Genomic DNA, 17,294 nt, shown 5'->3' on the forward strand with positions numbered 1-17,294 from the left:
TTGTTATTTCAACCTACGCATTACCCGGGAGTTGTCATGTTGGAAGCCTACCGCCACCACGTCGCCGAGCGCGCTGCGCTTGGCATCCCGCCGCTGCCGCTGAGCGCGCAGCAGACGGCCGATGTCATCGAACTGCTGAAGAACCCGCCGCAGGGCGAGGCCGAGTTCCTGCTCGACCTGCTGACCCACCGCGTGCCGGCCGGCGTCGATGACGCCGCCAAGGTCAAGGCCTCGTACCTGGCCGCGATCGCGCTGGGCAGCGAGCAGAACCCGCTGATCAGCCGCGAGCGCGCCACCGAACTGCTGGGCACCATGCTCGGCGGTTACAACGTCGCTCCGCTGGTGCAGCTGCTGGACGACGCCAGCGTCGGCACCATCGCCGCCAACGGCCTGAAGAAGACCCTGCTGGTGTTCGACGCCTTCCACGACGTGCAGGAAAAGGCCAAGGCCGGCAACGCCAACGCCCAGGCCGTGCTGCAGAGCTGGGCCGATGCCGAGTGGTTCACTGGCAACCCGGAAGTGCCGCAGAGCCTGACCGTCACCGTGTTCAAGGTGCCGGGCGAGACCAACACCGACGACCTGTCGCCGGCGCCGGACGCGACCACCCGCCCGGACATCCCGATGCACGCCCTGGCGATGCTGAAGAACAAGCGCGACGACGCGCCGTTCACCCCGGAAGAAGACGGCAAGCGCGGCCCGATCCAGCAGATCCTGTCGCTGAAGGACAAGGGCCACCTGGTTGCCTACGTCGGCGACGTGGTCGGCACCGGCTCCTCGCGCAAGTCGGCCACCAACAGCGTGCTGTGGTGGACCGGCGATGACATTCCGTACATCCCGAACAAGCGCGCCGGTGGCGTGTGCCTGGGCGGCAAGATCGCGCCGATCTTCTACAACACCATGGAAGATGCCGGTGCGCTGCCGATCGAGCTGGACGTGTCGAAGATGGAGCACGGCGATGTGGTCGAGCTGCGTCCGTACGAAGGCAAGGCGCTGAAGAACGGCGAAGTGATCGCTGAGTTCCAGGTCAAGTCCGACGTGCTGTTCGACGAAGTGCGTGCCGGTGGCCGCATCCCGCTGATCATCGGCCGTGGCCTGACCGGCAAGGCGCGCGAGGCGCTGGGCCTGGCCCCGACCGACCTGTTCCGCCTGCCGGTGCAGCCGGCCGACACCGGCAAGGGCTTCTCGCTGGCGCAGAAGATGGTCGGCCGCGCCTGTGGCCTGCCGGAAGGCCAGGGCATGCGCCCGGGCACGTACTGCGAACCGAAGATGACCTCGGTCGGCTCGCAGGACACCACCGGCCCGATGACCCGCGACGAGCTGAAGGACCTGGCGTGCCTGGGCTTCTCGGCCGACCTGGTGATGCAGTCGTTCTGCCACACCGCCGCCTACCCGAAGCCGGTGGACGTAAAGACCCACCACACCCTGCCGGAGTTCATTTCCACCCGTGGCGGCGTTTCGCTGCGTCCGGGCGACGGCGTGATCCACAGCTGGCTCAACCGCATGCTGCTGCCGGATACCGTCGGCACCGGTGGTGACTCGCACACCCGTTTCCCGGTGGGCATTTCGTTCCCGGCCGGTTCGGGCCTGGTCGCCTTCGCCGCGGCCACCGGCGTGATGCCGCTGGACATGCCGGAGTCGGTGCTGGTGCGCTTCAAGGGCAAGATGCAGCCGGGCGTGACCCTGCGTGATCTGGTCAACGCGATCCCGCTGTACGCGATCAAGTCCGGCCTGCTGACCGTGGCCAAGGCTGGCAAGAAGAACATCTTCTCCGGCCGTATCCTGGAAATCGAAGGCCTGCCGGAGCTGAAGGTCGAGCAGGCGTTCGAACTGTCCGACGCCTCGGCCGAGCGTTCGGCCGCCGGTTGCTCGGTGCGCCTGAACAAGGAACCGATCATCGAGTACCTGACCAGCAACATCACGCTGCTGAAGTGGATGATTGCCGAGGGTTACCAGGATCCGCGTTCGTTGCAGCGCCGTATCGAGAAGATGGAAGCGTGGCTGGCCAACCCGCAGCTGCTGGAGCCGGATGCGGACGCCGAATACGCTGCCGTCATCGAGATCGACCTGGCCGACATCCACGAGCCGATCGTGGCCTGCCCGAACGATCCGGACGACGTGAAGACCCTGTCCGAAGTCGCTGGCGCCAAGATCGACGAAGTGTTCATCGGTTCGTGCATGACCAACATCGGTCACTTCCGTGCCGCTGCGAAGCTGCTGGAAGGCAAGCGTGACCTGCCGACCCGCCTGTGGGTGGCCCCGCCGACCAAGATGGATGCCTCGGAGCTGACCAAGGAAGGCGTGTACGGCACCTTCGGTGCCACCGGCGCACGCATGGAAATGCCGGGCTGCTCGCTGTGCATGGGCAACCAGGCGCAGATCCGCGAAGGCTCCACCGCGATGTCGACCTCGACCCGCAACTTCCCGAACCGCCTGGGCCGCAACACCAACGTGTACCTGGGTTCGGCGGAACTGGCCGCGATCTGCTCGCGCCTGGGCCGCATCCCGACCAAGGAAGAGTACATGGCCGATGTGGGCGTGATCGCCGCCAGCGGCGCGGAAATCTACCGCTACATGAACTTCGACCAGATCGAGGAATACCAGGACGTGGCCAAGACGGTCGCTGCTTGATGAGGTAACGAAAAACCTCCGGCTCGCGCCGGGGGTTTTTTTGTGCGCCGACGATGCACGGTAGTGCCGGCCGCTGGCCGGCCTCCCGTTGAAACGAAGAACCCCCGGTGAAAGCCGGGGGTTTTTGTCTGCTGCATCCGCTATTGCACGGTCCAGTCTGCGTTGCCCTGCAACCGACGGCCGCCGATCAGCACGTTGCCGCGCTTACCGGAGACATCCATCTCGAACCAGGGCAGTCCATCACGGTCAAGTGGACGCACGTAGGCCTGGCGCTTTGCACGGTTGAATTCGATGTAGTAGCGGCGATGCACGTTGGGGTACGGCGGGATCGACGCGCCTTTCCAGCTGACGCTTACCGCGCCGGGGTCTTCGCGACCCACCAGCATCAGCATGAAGAACACATCACCCTGCTTGGCCTCGAAGTAGAACAGATCGCCACTGGCGCTGGCGGGTGCCAGTGGCAATGAAAGCAGTACGGCCGCCAGGGCGGCCTTCCATATGCCTTTGATCATGTGCAGCATTCCTTGTGCAATACCGCTATCAAAGCACACATGCGGGTAACGCGTTGAAACGAAGAACCCCGATGAAAACCGGCGCCTTTTTCTGTTGCCTGATGGCCTGTAGCGCCGAGTCCATGCTTGGCTGCTGTTCGTGCGATGCGCGCTGAGTCGAGCGTGGCTCGACTCTACACCGGCATCCACGCATGGCGTGGATCTACTGCTCGCGGAGTCCTTGGGCCGCGGCGCGCAATCAGCCGCGGGCGAGGGCGAGCAGACGTTCGGCAATCCGCTCCAGCGGCACCTGTTCCTCGGCGGCGCCAAGCTTGAACGCTGCACCGGGCATGCCCCAGACCACACTGGTGGCCTCGTCCTGCACCAGTGTCGGCGCGCCGGCCTGGCGCATCTCCAGCAGGCCGCGTGCGCCGTCATCGCCCATCCCGGTGAGTATGGCACCGATGGCGTTGCTGCCGGCGTTCTGCGCGACCGAACGGAACAGCACGTCCACCGCGGGCTTGTGCCGGTTCACTGCCGGGCCGTCATCGACGCGGCAGCGCCAGCGCGCACCATCGCGGATGATGCGCAGGTGCTTGCCGCCGGGTGGGAGGTAGGCGTGGCCGGGCAGCACCGCTTCGCCGTCGCTGGCCTCGCGCACGGCCATCGCCGAGTGTCGGTCCAGGCGTTCGGCAAAGGCGCTGCTGAAGCTGGCCGGCAGGTGCTGGGTCATCACCACGGCGGGCGCGTCGGCGGGCATGCCTTCCAGCACCACGCGCAGCGCTTCGGTGCCACCGGCTGACGAGCCGATCGCGATCAGGCGATCGGTGGTACGGAACTGCGGTGAGGCGGGGCGCATCGAGGGGGCTGCGTCCAGCATGAGTTTCGGGACTGCAGCGCGCACCAGCGGGCGCACCCGCGAGCGCGCCGCCATCTTGACCTTGGCGATGATCTCGTCGGCGTAGCCCTGCAGGCCGCGTGCGACGTCCAGCTTGGGCTTGGAGACGAAGTCCACCGCGCCCAGAGCCAGCGCCTGCAGCGTAGTGTCGGCGCCGCGTTCGGTCAGCGACGAGATCATCACCACCGGCAGCGGGTGCAGGCGCATCAGGTTTTCCAGGAACGCCAGCCCGTCCATGCGCGGCATTTCCACGTCCAGGGTGATCACGTCCGGGGCCAGGCGCTTGATCTTCTCGCGCGCCAGCAACGGGTCGGCGGCGGTGCCGACCACGTCGATGGCCGGATCGCTGGACAGGATCTCGGTGAGCATCTGGCGCACGACGGCGGAGTCGTCGACGATCAGGACCCGGCAGGGGGCGTTGCCGGTCAGGGTCATTCGAACAGCTCCACGCCGCCGGTGACCGGGGCCTTGGACAGGCGTGCACGCACCGCCGATTCGGTCGCGGCCACCTCGGCTTCATGGGCGTGCGGCAGGCGCTGCACCACCACGCGGCCGGTATCGGCGAAGAACCAGATCTTGCGCGGATGGATGCCGCACAGGTCCTCGGCGATGATCGGAATATGCTCGGCCTGCAGGTACTGGCGCACGAACTCGGCGTTGCGCGTGCCGACCGGATTGCTGGTGAAGCCCTTGAGCACGTTGGCGCCGCCGAACACCTTGGCTTCGATGCGCTTGCGGTGGGCGCCGCGCTTGAGCATGTCGTTGATCAGCAGTTCCATCGCATAGCTGCCGTAACGCGCGGGCGCGCCGTCACCGGCATTGCCCTCGGGCAGCAGGAAGTGGTTCATGCCGCCGATCTTCAGTACCGGGTCGCGCAGGCACGCGGCCACGCAGGAACCCAGCGTGGTGGTCAGCGCGGTGGTGTCGTCCACCACCAGGTACTGGGTCGGCAGCAGCTTGGCCGCGATGGTCTGGAAGCGCGCATCCTGGTAGCGCATCACATCGTCGGTACGCAGCGAGGCGTTCATGCGCCGGCCTTTGCCGCACGGCGATACAGCGTACGGCCGCAGGGCTGGATCAGGTCGGCGGCGTGCAGGTAGTTCTCCGAGTGTCCGGTGTAAAGCAGGCCGTCATCGGCCAGGTGCTGCACCAGGCGGCCGAGGATGGCACGCTGGGTCGGCTTGTCGAAATAGATCATCACATTGCGGCAGAACAGCGCGTCGAATGGTCCGCCGACGTCGTAGCGCGGGGCGAGCAGATTCAATGGGCGGAACTCGATCAGCTCGCGTAGTGCCGGCAGCACGCGGCACTGGCCCTCATTGGGGCCGCTGCCACACTGGAAATAGCGCCGGCGCAGATCCGGGTCGAGATTGGTGACCCGGTCGATGTTGTAGACGCCACGGCCGGCGGTGGCCAGTACCTGGGTATCAACATCGGTCGCGACGATGCGCACCGGCGGCTTCAGCGTACCGAAGGCCTCACAGGCGGTGATCGCCATCGAATAGGGTTCTTCACCGGTGGACGCCGCGCATGACCACAGCAGCAGCGGCGTGCGGCTGGAGCGCTGCTGCAGTTCCTCGCGCAGCTTGTCGAAGTGGTGCGGCTCGCGGAAGAACGAGGTCAGGTTGGTGGTCAGGGCGTTGGTAAACGCCTGCCACTCGTCGCCGTCTTCCTGCTCCAGATGGTCCAGATACTGCTGGAAGCTGCGCATGCCCAGCGTGCGCAAGCGGCGCGACAGGCGGCCATAGACCATGTCGCGCTTTGCCGGTGCAAGGGCGATGCCCACGCGCTGGTAGATCAGGTCGCAGACGCGGCGGAAATCACGGTCGGCGAACTCGAATTCGCGCGGGCCGGTGACGATGGGAGTAGGACTTTGCACGGGGGACGTGTCCATCGGCAGAGGCGGCGGCCGAAGCCGCCGCGGGTGGGTCTCAGAATTCCTGCCAGTCGCTGTCGCTGGCGACGAAGGTGCTGGCGTTGCTGCCGGTGCGGCGGACCGGTGCCGGCGTTGGAACCGGCTGCGGGCGCGCCACGGCGGTGGCAACACGCACCGGTTCGACACGCGCGGCCACCGCCTTCATTGCGGCGGAGACCTGGTTGTCCAGGCGGAAGATCGCCACGGCGTCGGCCAGCTGGCCAGCCTGTTCTTCCATCGCGCGCGCGGCAGCGGTAGCTTCCTCCACCAGCGCGGCGTTCTGCTGGGTGGTCTCGTCCATCTGCACCACGGTCTGGTTGACCTGCTCAATGCCGGCCGACTGTTCCTGCGAAGCAGCGGAAATCTCGGCCATGATGTCGGTCACGCGCTGCACCGAGGCGACGATCTCGCCCATGGTGCTGCCGGCCTGGTGGACCAGGCTGGAGCCTTCGGCAACCTTGCCGACCGAATCATCGATCAGGCCCTTGATCTCCTTGGCGGCGGCGGCCGAGCGCTGGGCGAGGGTGCGCACCTCGCTGGCGACCACGGCGAAGCCGCGGCCCTGTTCACCGGCACGAGCGGCTTCCACTGCAGCGTTCAGCGCCAGGATGTTGGTCTGGAACGCAATGCCGTCGATGACGCTGATGATCTCGGCGATCTTCTTCGACGAGGCTTCGATGGCCGACATGGTGTTGACCACCTGGCCAACCACGCTGCCGCCTTGAGAGGCAACACCCTGCGCGCCGATCGCGAGCTGGTTGGCTTGGCGGGCATGCTCGGCGTTCTGGCGTACGGTGGAGGTCAGCTCCTCCATCGACGCGGCGGTTTCTTCCAGGTTCGCAGCCTGCTGCTCGGTACGGCGCGACAGATCGCTGTTTCCCGAAGCAATCTCACCGGCGGCCAGGGTGATGCTGGAGGCACTGGCCTGGATCTGGCCGACGATCTGGGTCAGCTGCGCGACGGTTGTGTTGGCGTCGTCACGCATGCGGGCGAACACGCCCTGGTAGTCACCCTGCATGCGCGCGGTCAGATCACCTTCGGCGATGGCCGACAGCAGCTGCGAGAGCTTGCCGAGGTTGTCATCGCTGACCGCCATCATCGCGTTGAGGTTTTCCAGCATCAGGCGGAAATCGTGATCGAAGCGCTGCGCATCGCCACGGCGGCTGAAGTCGCCGGCAGCGGCGGCACTGGCCAGCTGCTTGATTTCGGCGTTGATGCGGCCGAGATTGGCCTTGACGGTGTCGACGGTGGTGGTCATCGCCGCCTTTTCGCCGGGGTAGCGGGCGATGTCGCGGCTCAGGTCGCCGACCGCGTACTGCTGTACCACGTCCAGCACGTCATGCAGGGTCTGCACGTGGCCGCCTACCAGGGCGTTGGTTTCCTGCACCATCAGCCCGTACTCGCCGGGGAAGGCACTGGCGTCGATGCGATAGCTCAGTTCGCCGGCATCGTGGCGGCGGGCCATTTCGCGCTGGCCGCCGATCACTGCGTGCAGCTGCTGCTGCATGCCGGACATGGCGTCCAGCAGGCGACCGGGTTCGTCATGCGCCTGCGGACCGATGTGGCTGTCCAGCTTGCCGCGGGCGATACCCTCGGCGACGGCCGTTGCCTGCTTCAGCGGCACGGCGATGCGGTTGCCGATGAGCCAGCTCAGGGCCAGCACGATCAGTACCAGCACGCCACCGGAGACGGCCATGATGGCGGTGAACACCAGCGCCTGCTTCTGCACGTCGTCCATGTAGACGCCGCTGCTGACCACCCAGTTCCAGGGCGCGAACAGGCCGGCGTAGGCCACCTTCTCGACCTCGCCCTTGCTGCCGGGCTTGGCCCAGCGGTAGTTGACGAAGCCGCCACCGGCCTTGGCTGCTTCAACCTGGTCGTAGTAGATGCGCACGCCGTCGTCGGTGCGGAAGTCCTTCATGTCCTTGCCGACCAGATCCTTGCGGAACGGGTGCATCAGCAGGCGGTAGCCGGTGTCGTAGATGTTGAAGTAGTAGGCATCGCTCTCGGCGCGCATCACTTCCAGCGCCTGCAATGCCGCGCTCTTGGCAGCGTCCTCGCTGAGCTGGCCGGTACCGGCCAGCCGGTGATAATGCTGGAGGATGCCGTAGCTGAGTTCGACCTGGGTCTTCAGCGCGGTCTTGCGGGTCTCGGTGAGGTCCAGGTACTGCATGCGGGCGGCGATCACCGAGAGCGCGATCACGCCGAGCGCGATGAGCAGCGTCAGCAGGTTGAGCTTGCGCCGGACGGAGAGGTTGCTGAAGTAGTGTTGCCAGCGATGCAGGAGATTCATCGAGCAGGACCAGGTCGAAGCGGGCGGGCGGCGCCGAGCCGGTCAGCGGCGGGACAAGCCGTGACAACCCCGTTATCGGCCGATGGGGCGGGGGATTGAGGCGCAGTGTCCGAACGTATTCAGGTTTCCTTGCAGCGGCGGCTGCGGCGCTGCCTGCGGCAGGCTTTTGAAGCAACGGCAACGGCAACGGCAGGTCATGGCGATGGGTTGCTACGGGTTGGCCGGGTCGGGGTGGGCAGGCAGGACACGCCGTGAACCTGTGGTGGTCTAATCAACTTGGACACTCGATAGGATCAATTTCAAGCATCGAGGTAGACCCATGGCAAAGCAGATCACTCAGGGCATGAGGGACGAGGCGGTTCGCCTTGTGGTTGTGGAGGGGCAGACAGTCAGGGACGTCTGCCAGCTGATGGATGTCGGCCCGACGGCGCTGAGGCGCTGGATCGAGCAATGGCGTCGAAAACATGACCCGCAGGCCGAGGCACCGCCCGTAGATGCCCAGGTCAGAATCGCCGAGCTGGAGGCCCAGAATCGCAGGCTCAAGGAGGAGCGCGACCTACTAAAAAAATCCATCGCCTTCTTCATTCGGGACAGCGATCACCGGAACAGGTGATCCAGGAATTGGGGAAGGTCGCTCCGATCCGGTTGGTGGTCAGTTGATGGACTATCCCCGTAGCAGCTACTACGCCTGGCTGCACCGGGAGCCCCGGATTGACCGGGAACTGCTGGCCCAGGTTGATCTGGTTCGTCGCATTCATCAGTCCCACCGGGGGAGCTGTGGCTCTCGCAAGATGGCCAGGGAGCTGACCAATCGCGGCCTGCCAGTGGGTCGCTACCGCGCCCGGACGCTGATGCGCCGGGCCGGCGTCAGGGCGCGGCAGCACCGGCGGCACAAGTACCACAGTCTGGGGCCGCAGGCACTGACCGCGCCCAACGTGTTGGAACGCCAATTCAACCCGGAGGCACCCGACCAAGTTTGGGCAGGGGATATCACCTACATCCCGACCCAGCAAGGCTGGCTCTATCTGGCCATCGTGGTGGATCTGTTTGCCCGACGGATCGTGGGCTGGGCCCACTCTCACGAAGGGGATGCCTGGCTGGCCGTCAGAGCCCTGCGTGGGGCTCTGAAACAGCGTCGTCCCAACGGGCGACTACTTTTCCACTCGGATCAAGGTCGGCAGTACACCAGCCATGCCATGGCCGAAATTCTGCGTGACAACGGCATCACCCAAAGCATGAGCAGGAAGGGCAACTGCTGGGACAACGCGGTGGTGGAACGGGTTTTCGCCACCCTCAAAGGGGAGTGGCTTTACTCCAAATACCCCACTCGACAGGAGGCTGCAGCAGACATCGAGCAATTCGTGGACTGGTACAACCACCGTCGGCCGCACAGTGCCAACGGCCTTGTGCCACCTGCGCTTTGTGAAGAGCAGGTGGCCTGAACTCCCTTTGGGAGTGTCCAAAAATACTTGACCACCACAACCCATCCATGGGGGCTCGATGGCGCCATCCATGGCGCCAACGGTCCTGCCTGCCCACCCCGGCCCAGCCCTCCCGGCATTTCGGTGTCGGACGGCAAGAGCGTTGGGTTTCCAGGTGGAAAGAGGGGTCAGATCCGTTTTCCTGCGGAAAACGGATCTGACCCCGGAAGCAACGCGGCTCTTGCTCTTGCTCTTCTTTCTTCAATCCGGGGTGGACGCGCACGGAAATTTTCCGTGGCCGGGAGGGTGGGCTGCGCAGGGGTGTCCGCGGCATGGATGCCGCGGCCAAGCCCCCAGGGATGGGTTTACGGCGTCCCCTGCGCAGCCCACCCTCCCGGCCAGCCCTCAGTAGCCAAGCGCTCTCCGCGACCACCCCGAGGGGCTTCGCCGTTGGCTGGATATCCAGATACCCCGTAAACGAAAACGCCCCGGCGCAGGGCCAGGGCGTCTTCGTGGATCAGGTCAGGCTGGAATCAGAACTCCTGCCAGTCCCCGTCGGCCAGTTCCGTGGCCATCGGGCGACCACCCGCGGTGCGCCGGGCCGGCGGTGCGACCGGTGCCGGAGCGACCGGCGCCGTGGCGCGCGGGGCAGGGGCAGCGACGACGCGCGGGGCGGCCACGACCTCGGCTTCGTCCACCACGAAGATCGACACGGCCTCGCTGAGGTGGCCGGCCTGTTCTTCCATCGCGCGGGCGGCGGCGGTGGCTTCTTCCACCAGTGCAGCGTTCTGCTGGGTGGTCTCGTCCATCTGCACCACGGTCTGGTTGACCTGCTCGATGCCGGCGCTCTGTTCCTGCGAAGCCGCAGAGATCTCGGCCATGATGTCGGTCACGCGCTGCACCGAGGCGACGATCTCGCCCATGGTGGCGCCGGCCTTGTGTACCAGGGCCGAGCCGTCGTTGACCTTGCCAACGGAGTCGTCGATCAGGCCCTTGATCTCCTTGGCGGCAGCGGCCGAGCGCTGGGCGAGGGTGCGCACCTCGCTGGCGACCACGGCGAAACCACGTCCCTGTTCACCGGCACGTGCGGCTTCCACGGCGGCGTTCAGTGCCAGGATGTTGGTCTGGAACGCGATGCCGTCGATGACCGAGATGATTTCGGCGATCTTCTTCGACGAGGCTTCGATCGCCGACATGGTGGTGACCACCTGGCCGACCACTTCACCGCCCTGCGAGGCGACGCCATGCGCGCCGATCGCGAGCTGGTTGGCCTGGCGGGCGTGTTCGGCGTTCTGGCGCACGGTGGAGGTCAGTTCCTCCATCGAGGCAGCGGTTTCTTCCAGGTTGGCAGCCTGCTGTTCGGTACGGCGCGACAGGTCGCTGTTGCCCGAGGCGATTTCGCCGGCGGCCGAGCTGATCGCACGGCTGGACTGCTTGATGCGGGTGACGATCTCGCTCAGCTGCGCGGCCGTGGCGTTGGCGTCGTCGCGCATGCGGGCGAACACGCCCTGGTAGTCGCCCTGCATGCGCACGGTCAGGTCACCCTGCGACAGTGCGGCGAGCAGGCCGGAGATCTGTTCGATGCTGCCGGCATTGGCGTCCAGCAGGCCGTTGATCTGCTGGGCCAGCTGCAGGAAGAAGCCTTCCTTGTCGCTGGAATCGATGCGGCCGGACAGGTCGCCGGCGGCTGCCTGGGCGATCACGCGCGCCACTTCGGCTTCCACCTGCGCTTCCTGGGTACGGTCGCGCCATTCCACCACGTAGCCGACGGTGTCGCCGCCTTCATTGCGGATGGTCGAGACCACCTGGGCGAACTGGGCATCGCCGTACTGCATCGGGCGACGGGCCACGCCGTGTGCCTTCAGGTTACCCAGCAGGGTCTGGTCCATTTCACCGCGGTGTTCAAGCACGGTGACCGGCTTGCCGATCAGCGAGGCCTGGGCGTCGAAGTCCGGCAGGTCGCGGCGCACTTCGTCCTGGTACTGGCTCAGGGTCTGCTGCAGGGCGCGGTTGCTGTAGACGATGGTGTTGCTGGTGTCGGTCAGGTACACGCCGGTCGAGCTGTAATCCAGCGCCGTGCGGATGCGCAGGTTCTCGCGCGCCACGGCCTGGTCGGTTTCGATGCGCTCGCGCAGGTCGCGCTGCATGCGCTGCATGGCCTGCATCAGTTCGCCCACTTCATCCTGGCGGCTGACGTCGATGTGGCCATCGAGCTTGCCGCCGGCCACGTCGTTGGCAACCGACACGGCGCCGCGCACGCTGCCGACCAGGGCGCGGGCGAACAGCCAGACCAGCACCAGGCCGAGCGCGGCGCCGCCCAGCAGGGCGATCACGGTCAGCACGGCCGAGGCGGAATACGTGGAGGCGGCCTGTTCGCGCGACGCGCGGGCGAGGCGGTTGTCTTCGGCGATCAGCGCTTCCAGCGCCGAGGCGGCCTTGCGGTGCTTGGTGCGGGTTTCGCCGACGAAGGTATCGATGGCGTCGTCCGGCAGGTCCAGTTCCAGCATCTCGGTGACGCTGTCATAGGAGGCCAGGGCGTCCTTCCACTCCTTGGCGAAGGTGTCGAACAGCTTCTTCTGCTGCGCGTTGTCGACCAGGGTCGGATACTCCTTGATCGACTTGTCCATGCTCGCGCGCAGCTCGACGCCCTGCTTGCGTGCATCCGCCTTGACGTCGTCGCTGGCGCGGATCAGCTGCTGGTAGGCGGCGTTGCGGTATTCACCCAGCATGCCGCGCATCTCGCCTGCCATGCGGATGCTCTCCATGCGAGAACCCGCCAGCTCGGTGGTGACATTGTTCAGCGAATGCAGGCCACGATAGGCGACGATGCCCTGCAGCAACATCACCAGCAGGAGGACGCCGAAGGTCAGCAGCAGCTTCGGCATCAGTTTGAGGTTGTTGATCCACGGCATGGGCGTTGCGATCTCCTAAGGCAGACGCGTCCGGGCGTCGGGCCCGGTTGCAGCAGAAACCACGCCGGCACCAGGTCCGGCGTGGTTCGACGGACAGCGGATTACTTGATGTTGGCCAGCTTCAGGCCGGCCGGCGAGCTGACTTCGATTTCCGCGCGCGAGGCGTCGCGCTGGATCTTGCCGATCACGCAGACGGTCTTGCCTTCCAGGGTTTCCAGCGGGAAGGAGAACTTGCCGCGGTTCTCGCCGGCGATGCGCGCCGAGAAGGTGTGGCGCGGGAAGGCGCCGCCCATGTACAGGAAGGTCGGCTGGCCTTCGGAACCTTCTGCGTAGCGGGCCTTCTCGACCTTGCCGCAGACCATGCCGTCCTTGCCGACCGAGCGCGGTGCCAGTTCCGGCGGGATCATGTCGGCCGACTGGGCAAACGCGGCGGAAGCGGTGGTGGCCAGGACAGCGGCCGAAACGAACGCAAGCAGGGACTTCATCGAGGTGTATCTCCGGGGATGGTGATGGTCGTTCCGGTTCTGCGCGCTCCTGCGCGACCGGCTTCTGTCCCCCTATCGGCACTGCCGGAGGGAACTGAAGGGTTGTGTGACCAGAACGTGAAGCAGGTCCGCTTGATCAGGCGGCGGCGTCTTCAACGACGTTGGCCTGGCCCATGTCGGCGCTGTCCAGCAGGGTCTCGATGTCGAGCAGGATCAGCATGCGGTCGTCCTGCGTGCCGATGCCGGAGATGAAGCGGGTATCGACGGCGGCGCCGAATTCCGGGGTTGGGCGGATCTGCTCGGCCGACAGCGGGATCACGTCCGAGACGCTGTCGACCACGATGCCGACCACTCGGTCGTCGACGTTCAGCACGATCATCACGGTGAAGGCGTCGTAGCGGGCGTCGTCCAGGCGCAGCTTCAGGCGCAGGTCGATGACCGGGACGATGGTGCCGCGCAGGTTGATCACGCCCTTGATGTAGTCCGGTGCATCCGGCACCCGGGTGACCGCGTCATAGCCGCGGATTTCCTGCACCTTGAGGATGTCCACGCCGTAGTGCTCGGCACCGAGGGTGAAGCTGAGGAATTCGCCACCGGCGCTGGCGGTGGAGCTGGTCTTGTCGTTCATCGAGGGGTCCTGGTTCTGCCGGAAGTCCCGGTGTCAGGCTCGATATCGGCCCCTCGTCGGGGGACTTTAGGTTTGGGCCCCGCGTTGTCGCGAGGTTGCCGGCCAGCGGCCGGCACTACCGGTTGGACGAGCCCTACAGCTCGCCGTTGCGGCGCGCCTTGCGCTGGCGGTCGATGCGGAAGATATAGCGTTGGATGGCGCTGTCGGCGCCACGTGGCAGGATGTCGAAGCGCATGCCCACGCGCTTGATCTCGATGCCGTTGGGTTGGCGCTGCGGCAGCAGGTTGCAGACGACCAGCTCGATCTCCAGGTCCGGGCCGTCGGGCAGCGACAGCACCGCCGGGTAGCGCTTCTGCAGGCTGAACACCGCGCAGTCGGTAGGCACGGCCACCGCCAGGCCGCCACCACTGATGTCCACCACCCGCATCGACAGCGCTTCGGCGCGGCTCTCGCCGGCGGGGACCAGCAGCTGGGGCGAATCGGTGACGGGCGTCTCCAGCCGGTACATCTCACGTCGTTGCAGATGGACCAGCTCGTCCGGCAGAGGGGCGCGGAAGGCGACGTGGCCGTCATTGTCCACACGCTGCAGTGCCTGCAGGCGGAACCGCACCAGCACGCGTTCGAGCTGGGCGAAGCACAGCAGATGATCGGCCTGTTCGGCGGCGCGGTTGGACGCCTCCTGCGGGCTGCCATCGAGCAGCAGGGTGTCTTCGTCCTCGTCGAGCTCAAGCAGCGCGGTCGGGAACGAGCGGTCGCGGCCGTCGATATGCGCATTGATCAGTGATCGCTGGTCGATCAGCGATCGCAGCAGCTGCCGCAGCTGGCGCGGATTACGGACCAGGAAACGTTCGTCAGCGGCGTCAGCCGCGTGGACATCATGCACTGCAGTGTCGTTGCCGTCGGACATGGAATCTACGGTCAGGGGCGGGCGCCTGCACGCGTTGGCGCGAGGCTCGATGGGGATATCGGCCACTGTGCCGGATTATGAAGTGAGAATTGCATCACTTTCCATGCGTCCGGGGTCGGATCCCCTTCCCGAAGGAAAGGGATCCGACCCCGGGTACATCAGAACTCCTGCCAGTCGCCGTCTGCGGCCAGCGCCGGCTGGGCTGTCGCGGTGCGCAGCGTACGCGCCGGGACCGGCTTTGCGGCCGGTGCGGCGGCTGCAACCTGGCGCGGTACCGGTGCCGCCAGCGGGCGTGCCGGGATGGCCGTCGTGCCCTGTGATGCCAGCCGGAAGCGGGCCACGGCTTCACCCAGCTGCACGGCCTGGTCTTCCATTGCACGCGCGGCGGCGGTGGCTTCCTCCACCAGCGCGGCGTTCTGCTGGGTGGTCTCGTCCATCTGCACCACGGTCTGGTTGACCTGCTCAATGCCGGCCGACTGTTCCTGCGAAGCAGCGGAAATCTCGGCCATGATGTCGGTCACGCGCTGCACCGAGGCGACGATCTCGCCCATGGTGCTGCCGGCCTGGTGGACCAGGCTGGAGCCCTCGGCAACCTTGCCGACCGAATCATCGATCAGGCCCTTGATCTCCTTGGCGGCAGCCGCCGAGCGCTGGGCGAGGGTGCGCACTTCGCTGGCGACCACGGCGAAGCCGCGGCCCTGTTCACCGGCACGCGCGGCTTCCACGGCGGCATTCAGCGCCAGGATGTTGGTCTGGAACGCAATGCCGTCGATGACGCTGATGATCTCGGCGATCTTCTTCGACGAGGCTTCGATGGCGGACATGGTGGTGACCACCTGGCCGACGACTTCACCGCCCTGCGAGGCGACGCCATGGGCGCCGATGGCGAGCTGGTTGGCCTGGCGGGCGTGCTCGGCGTTCTGACGCACAGTGGAGGTCAGTTCCTCCATCGAGGCAGCGGTCTCTTCCAGGTTGGCGGCCTGCTGCTCGGTACGGCGCGACAGGTCGCTGTTACCGGAGGCGATTTCGCCGGCGGCCAAGGTGATGCTGGAGGCGCTGGCCTGGATCTGGCCGACGATCTGGGTCAGCTGTGTGACCGTGGCGTTGGCATCGTCGCGCATGCGGGCGAACACGCCGTTGAACTGGCCTTCCATGCGCGCGGTCAGGTCGCCGGTGGCGATCGACTGCAGCAGCTGCGAGAGCTGGCCGAGGTTGCCGTCAGCCACCTGCATCATGGTGTTGAGGTGCTCGATCATCAGCTTGAAGTCGTGCTGGAAGCGCTGTGCGTCGCCGCGCTGGCTGAAGTCACCGGCGGCGGCCGCCGCAGCCAGGCGCTGGATCTGTGAATTGATCGCCAGCAGGCTGGCCTTGGCCGCATCCATGGATTCGTGCAGGATCGCGCGGCTGCCGGGCAGGCGGCGTGCATCCGGGGTCAGATTGCCGATGGCATACTGGTTGAGTACTTCAATGGCATCGACGATCGCATCGAGGTGTTCGAAGATCACCGTGTTGATGCCGTTGGCCAGCTGGCCATAGACGCCCGGGAAATCTTCCGGAATGCGGTGGCTGATGTCCGGGCCGGCATGCATCTGGGCCATCAGCTGGGTCTGCTCGCTGAAGCGGCGCAGCATCGCGGTCATCTCCGCGGTGGCGGCCAGCATCTTGCCGGCCTCGTCCTTGCTGGTGGCCTGGGTGCTGACGCTGAGGTCGCCGCGGGAAACTGCCTGGATGGCATGCACGGCCTTGCCCAGCGGACCGGTGACCGCACGCGAGATGACGATGGCCAGCGCGGCGGCCACCAGTGACAGCAGTACGATGCAGCCGATGATGGCGATCATACTGTTGCGATGGGTGGCGTTGGCGTCGGCGATCTTGCCGTCCATCTGCCCGGCGATGTGGGTGCCCAGTGCCTTCATTGCAGCGAACAGGTCGCGACGTGCCGGGCGCGACTGCTCGTCGGAGATCTGCTGCGCCAGGGCGCCGTCACCGGCGGTCACGGCGTCGCGCATCGCCTTGTTGGCGGCGAAGTAGCGATCCAGCTGCGTGCTGGCCGCGCGATAGAGTTCGCGCTCCTTCTCCAGCGCCGGCAGCGCCGAGTACGCCGCCAGTTCGTCATGCACGGCTTTGGCGGTATCGTCCATGCGCTTGTTGTAGTCGGCGACCTTCTCCGGCTGGTCCAGCATGCTCAGCTGGGCCAGTTCGTAGGTACGGAACTCACCGAGCTGCGAGCGCGCCTCGCCCAGGTGCTGGACGGAGGGGATATCGTTGCCGGCCATCTCGCGCAGCTGCGCGTTGGCTTCGCTCAGGCGCAGCAGGGCGAACGCGCCGAGGACCAGGGTCATCAACGTGGTGAGGGTGAACCCCACGGCCAGCTTGCGGGCGATGGGCAGATCTTGGAACCACTTCATGCAGGGTGCTCCAGGTGGGCAGAGTGCCGGCGTCTGTGCGCCGGTTTGGGGGTGGTTGCAGAGCGAACGGTGGTGCCCGGTGGGGGTTCGGTGACGGCCGTCAAAGCGAAATAGCGGCGCAGTCCGGATGGACTTTATGGACGCAGATCACATTCGGTTGCGTAGGGATGACGGCGCGAAAGTGCCGCCGTGGCGGGGCTTGCGCTGGTGTGACGTAGTTGCGCGCGAAACCGTCGCGTTGACGGAGTTCACGGAATGCAGGGCGCAGTGGGTTGGGGGCAGATCCCTTGGCAGGGCGCGCACAGACG

At 66.2% G+C, this 17,294-nt stretch carries 13 protein-coding genes; 3 read left to right on the top strand and 10 right to left on the bottom strand.

What is annotated here, in order from left to right; genetic code table 11:
- Positions 1-36 precede the first annotated feature (36 nt).
- On the top strand, positions 37-2,628 hold the full coding sequence (gene acnB / locus M1L61_RS10375) for a bifunctional aconitate hydratase 2/2-methylisocitrate dehydratase (protein WP_019338552.1): 2,592 nt from the start codon (positions 37-39) through the stop codon (positions 2,626-2,628).
- 140 nt (positions 2,629-2,768) lie between these two features.
- On the opposite strand, the gene M1L61_RS10380 is transcribed toward acnB, so the two are convergent.
- The 5 genes from M1L61_RS10380 to M1L61_RS10400 all read right to left on the bottom strand — a co-directional run bounded on the left by M1L61_RS10380 (position 2,769) and on the right by M1L61_RS10400 (position 8,225).
- Complete coding sequence (locus M1L61_RS10380; RefSeq protein ID WP_043398942.1) at positions 2,769-3,140, bottom strand: hypothetical protein; 372 nt, start codon at positions 3,138-3,140, stop codon at positions 2,769-2,771.
- A 238-nt stretch (positions 3,141-3,378) separates the two neighbouring features.
- Positions 3,379-4,452 (bottom strand): chemotaxis response regulator protein-glutamate methylesterase, encoded by a 1,074-nt coding sequence (locus M1L61_RS10385; protein WP_019338554.1) that lies wholly within the window; start codon positions 4,450-4,452, stop codon positions 3,379-3,381.
- A complete protein-coding gene (gene cheD / locus M1L61_RS10390) occupies positions 4,449-5,045 on the bottom strand; it encodes a chemoreceptor glutamine deamidase CheD (RefSeq protein WP_014037083.1) in 597 nt (198 codons plus the stop codon). Before cheD ends, M1L61_RS10385 begins: the two co-directional genes overlap by 4 nt.
- Positions 5,042-5,911, bottom strand: coding sequence for a CheR family methyltransferase (locus tag M1L61_RS10395; RefSeq protein WP_248854704.1), 870 nt, complete (start codon positions 5,909-5,911; stop codon positions 5,042-5,044). Before M1L61_RS10395 ends, cheD begins: the two co-directional genes overlap by 4 nt.
- A 37-nt stretch (positions 5,912-5,948) precedes the next feature.
- On the bottom strand, positions 5,949-8,225 hold the full coding sequence (locus M1L61_RS10400) for a methyl-accepting chemotaxis protein (protein WP_248854705.1): 2,277 nt from the start codon (positions 8,223-8,225) through the stop codon (positions 5,949-5,951).
- Positions 8,226-8,544: 319 nt separating this feature from the next.
- Here M1L61_RS10400 and M1L61_RS10405 point away from each other — a divergent pair, with 319 nt between their 5' ends.
- Both M1L61_RS10405 and M1L61_RS10410 read left to right on the top strand, forming a co-directional pair.
- Positions 8,545-8,838, top strand: a complete 294-nt coding sequence (locus M1L61_RS10405) for a transposase (RefSeq protein WP_019338990.1) — start codon at positions 8,545-8,547, stop codon at positions 8,836-8,838.
- 46 nt (positions 8,839-8,884) lie between these two features.
- On the top strand, positions 8,885-9,667 hold the full coding sequence (locus M1L61_RS10410) for an IS3 family transposase (protein WP_248854706.1): 783 nt from the start codon (positions 8,885-8,887) through the stop codon (positions 9,665-9,667).
- Between the two features lie 512 nt (positions 9,668-10,179).
- Here the strand turns inward: M1L61_RS10410 and M1L61_RS10415 are convergent.
- The 5 genes from M1L61_RS10415 to M1L61_RS10435 all read right to left on the bottom strand — a co-directional run bounded on the left by M1L61_RS10415 (position 10,180) and on the right by M1L61_RS10435 (position 16,986).
- Complete coding sequence (locus M1L61_RS10415) at positions 10,180-12,558, bottom strand: methyl-accepting chemotaxis protein (protein WP_126560348.1); 2,379 nt, start codon at positions 12,556-12,558, stop codon at positions 10,180-10,182.
- A gap of 101 nt (positions 12,559-12,659) precedes the next feature.
- A complete protein-coding gene (locus M1L61_RS10420; protein ID WP_010482470.1) occupies positions 12,660-13,043 on the bottom strand; it encodes a hypothetical protein in 384 nt (127 codons plus the stop codon).
- 136 nt (positions 13,044-13,179) lie between these two features.
- Positions 13,180-13,671 carry a chemotaxis protein CheW gene (locus tag M1L61_RS10425; RefSeq protein WP_010482468.1) on the bottom strand — a complete coding sequence of 164 codons (492 nt, stop codon included), beginning with the start codon at positions 13,669-13,671 and terminating at the stop codon, positions 13,180-13,182.
- A gap of 133 nt (positions 13,672-13,804) precedes the next feature.
- On the bottom strand, positions 13,805-14,578 hold the full coding sequence (locus M1L61_RS10430; RefSeq protein ID WP_029550863.1) for a flagellar brake protein: 774 nt from the start codon (positions 14,576-14,578) through the stop codon (positions 13,805-13,807).
- Positions 14,579-14,736: 158 nt separating this feature from the next.
- Positions 14,737-16,986, bottom strand: coding sequence for a methyl-accepting chemotaxis protein (locus M1L61_RS10435; RefSeq protein ID WP_248854707.1), 2,250 nt, complete (start codon positions 16,984-16,986; stop codon positions 14,737-14,739).
- Between the last annotated feature and the right edge of the window lie 308 nt (positions 16,987-17,294).

This window comes from Stenotrophomonas sp. NY11291 (genome assembly GCF_023277365.1).
Lineage (GTDB): Bacteria > Pseudomonadota > Gammaproteobacteria > Xanthomonadales > Xanthomonadaceae > Stenotrophomonas > Stenotrophomonas geniculata.

Excerpts from the sequence above, each read along its gene's own strand:
- acnB (WP_019338552.1), top strand. The coding sequence starts at position 37 with ATGTTGGAAGCCTACCGCCACCACGTCGCCGAGCGCGCTGCGCTTGGC.
- M1L61_RS10380 (WP_043398942.1), bottom strand. The coding sequence starts at position 3,140 with ATGATCAAAGGCATATGGAAGGCCGCCCTGGCGGCCGTACTGCTTTCA.
- M1L61_RS10385 (WP_019338554.1), bottom strand. The coding sequence starts at position 4,452 with ATGACCCTGACCGGCAACGCCCCCTGCCGGGTCCTGATCGTCGACGAC.
- cheD (WP_014037083.1), bottom strand. The coding sequence starts at position 5,045 with ATGAACGCCTCGCTGCGTACCGACGATGTGATGCGCTACCAGGATGCG.
- M1L61_RS10395 (WP_248854704.1), bottom strand. The coding sequence starts at position 5,911 with ATGGACACGTCCCCCGTGCAAAGTCCTACTCCCATCGTCACCGGCCCG.
- M1L61_RS10400 (WP_248854705.1), bottom strand. The coding sequence starts at position 8,225 with ATGAATCTCCTGCATCGCTGGCAACACTACTTCAGCAACCTCTCCGTC.
- M1L61_RS10405 (WP_019338990.1), top strand. The coding sequence starts at position 8,545 with ATGGCAAAGCAGATCACTCAGGGCATGAGGGACGAGGCGGTTCGCCTT.
- M1L61_RS10410 (WP_248854706.1), top strand. The coding sequence starts at position 8,885 with ATGGACTATCCCCGTAGCAGCTACTACGCCTGGCTGCACCGGGAGCCC.
- M1L61_RS10415 (WP_126560348.1), bottom strand. The coding sequence starts at position 12,558 with ATGCCGTGGATCAACAACCTCAAACTGATGCCGAAGCTGCTGCTGACC.
- M1L61_RS10420 (WP_010482470.1), bottom strand. The coding sequence starts at position 13,043 with ATGAAGTCCCTGCTTGCGTTCGTTTCGGCCGCTGTCCTGGCCACCACC.
- M1L61_RS10425 (WP_010482468.1), bottom strand. The coding sequence starts at position 13,671 with ATGAACGACAAGACCAGCTCCACCGCCAGCGCCGGTGGCGAATTCCTC.
- M1L61_RS10430 (WP_029550863.1), bottom strand. The coding sequence starts at position 14,578 with ATGTCCGACGGCAACGACACTGCAGTGCATGATGTCCACGCGGCTGAC.
- M1L61_RS10435 (WP_248854707.1), bottom strand. The coding sequence starts at position 16,986 with ATGAAGTGGTTCCAAGATCTGCCCATCGCCCGCAAGCTGGCCGTGGGG.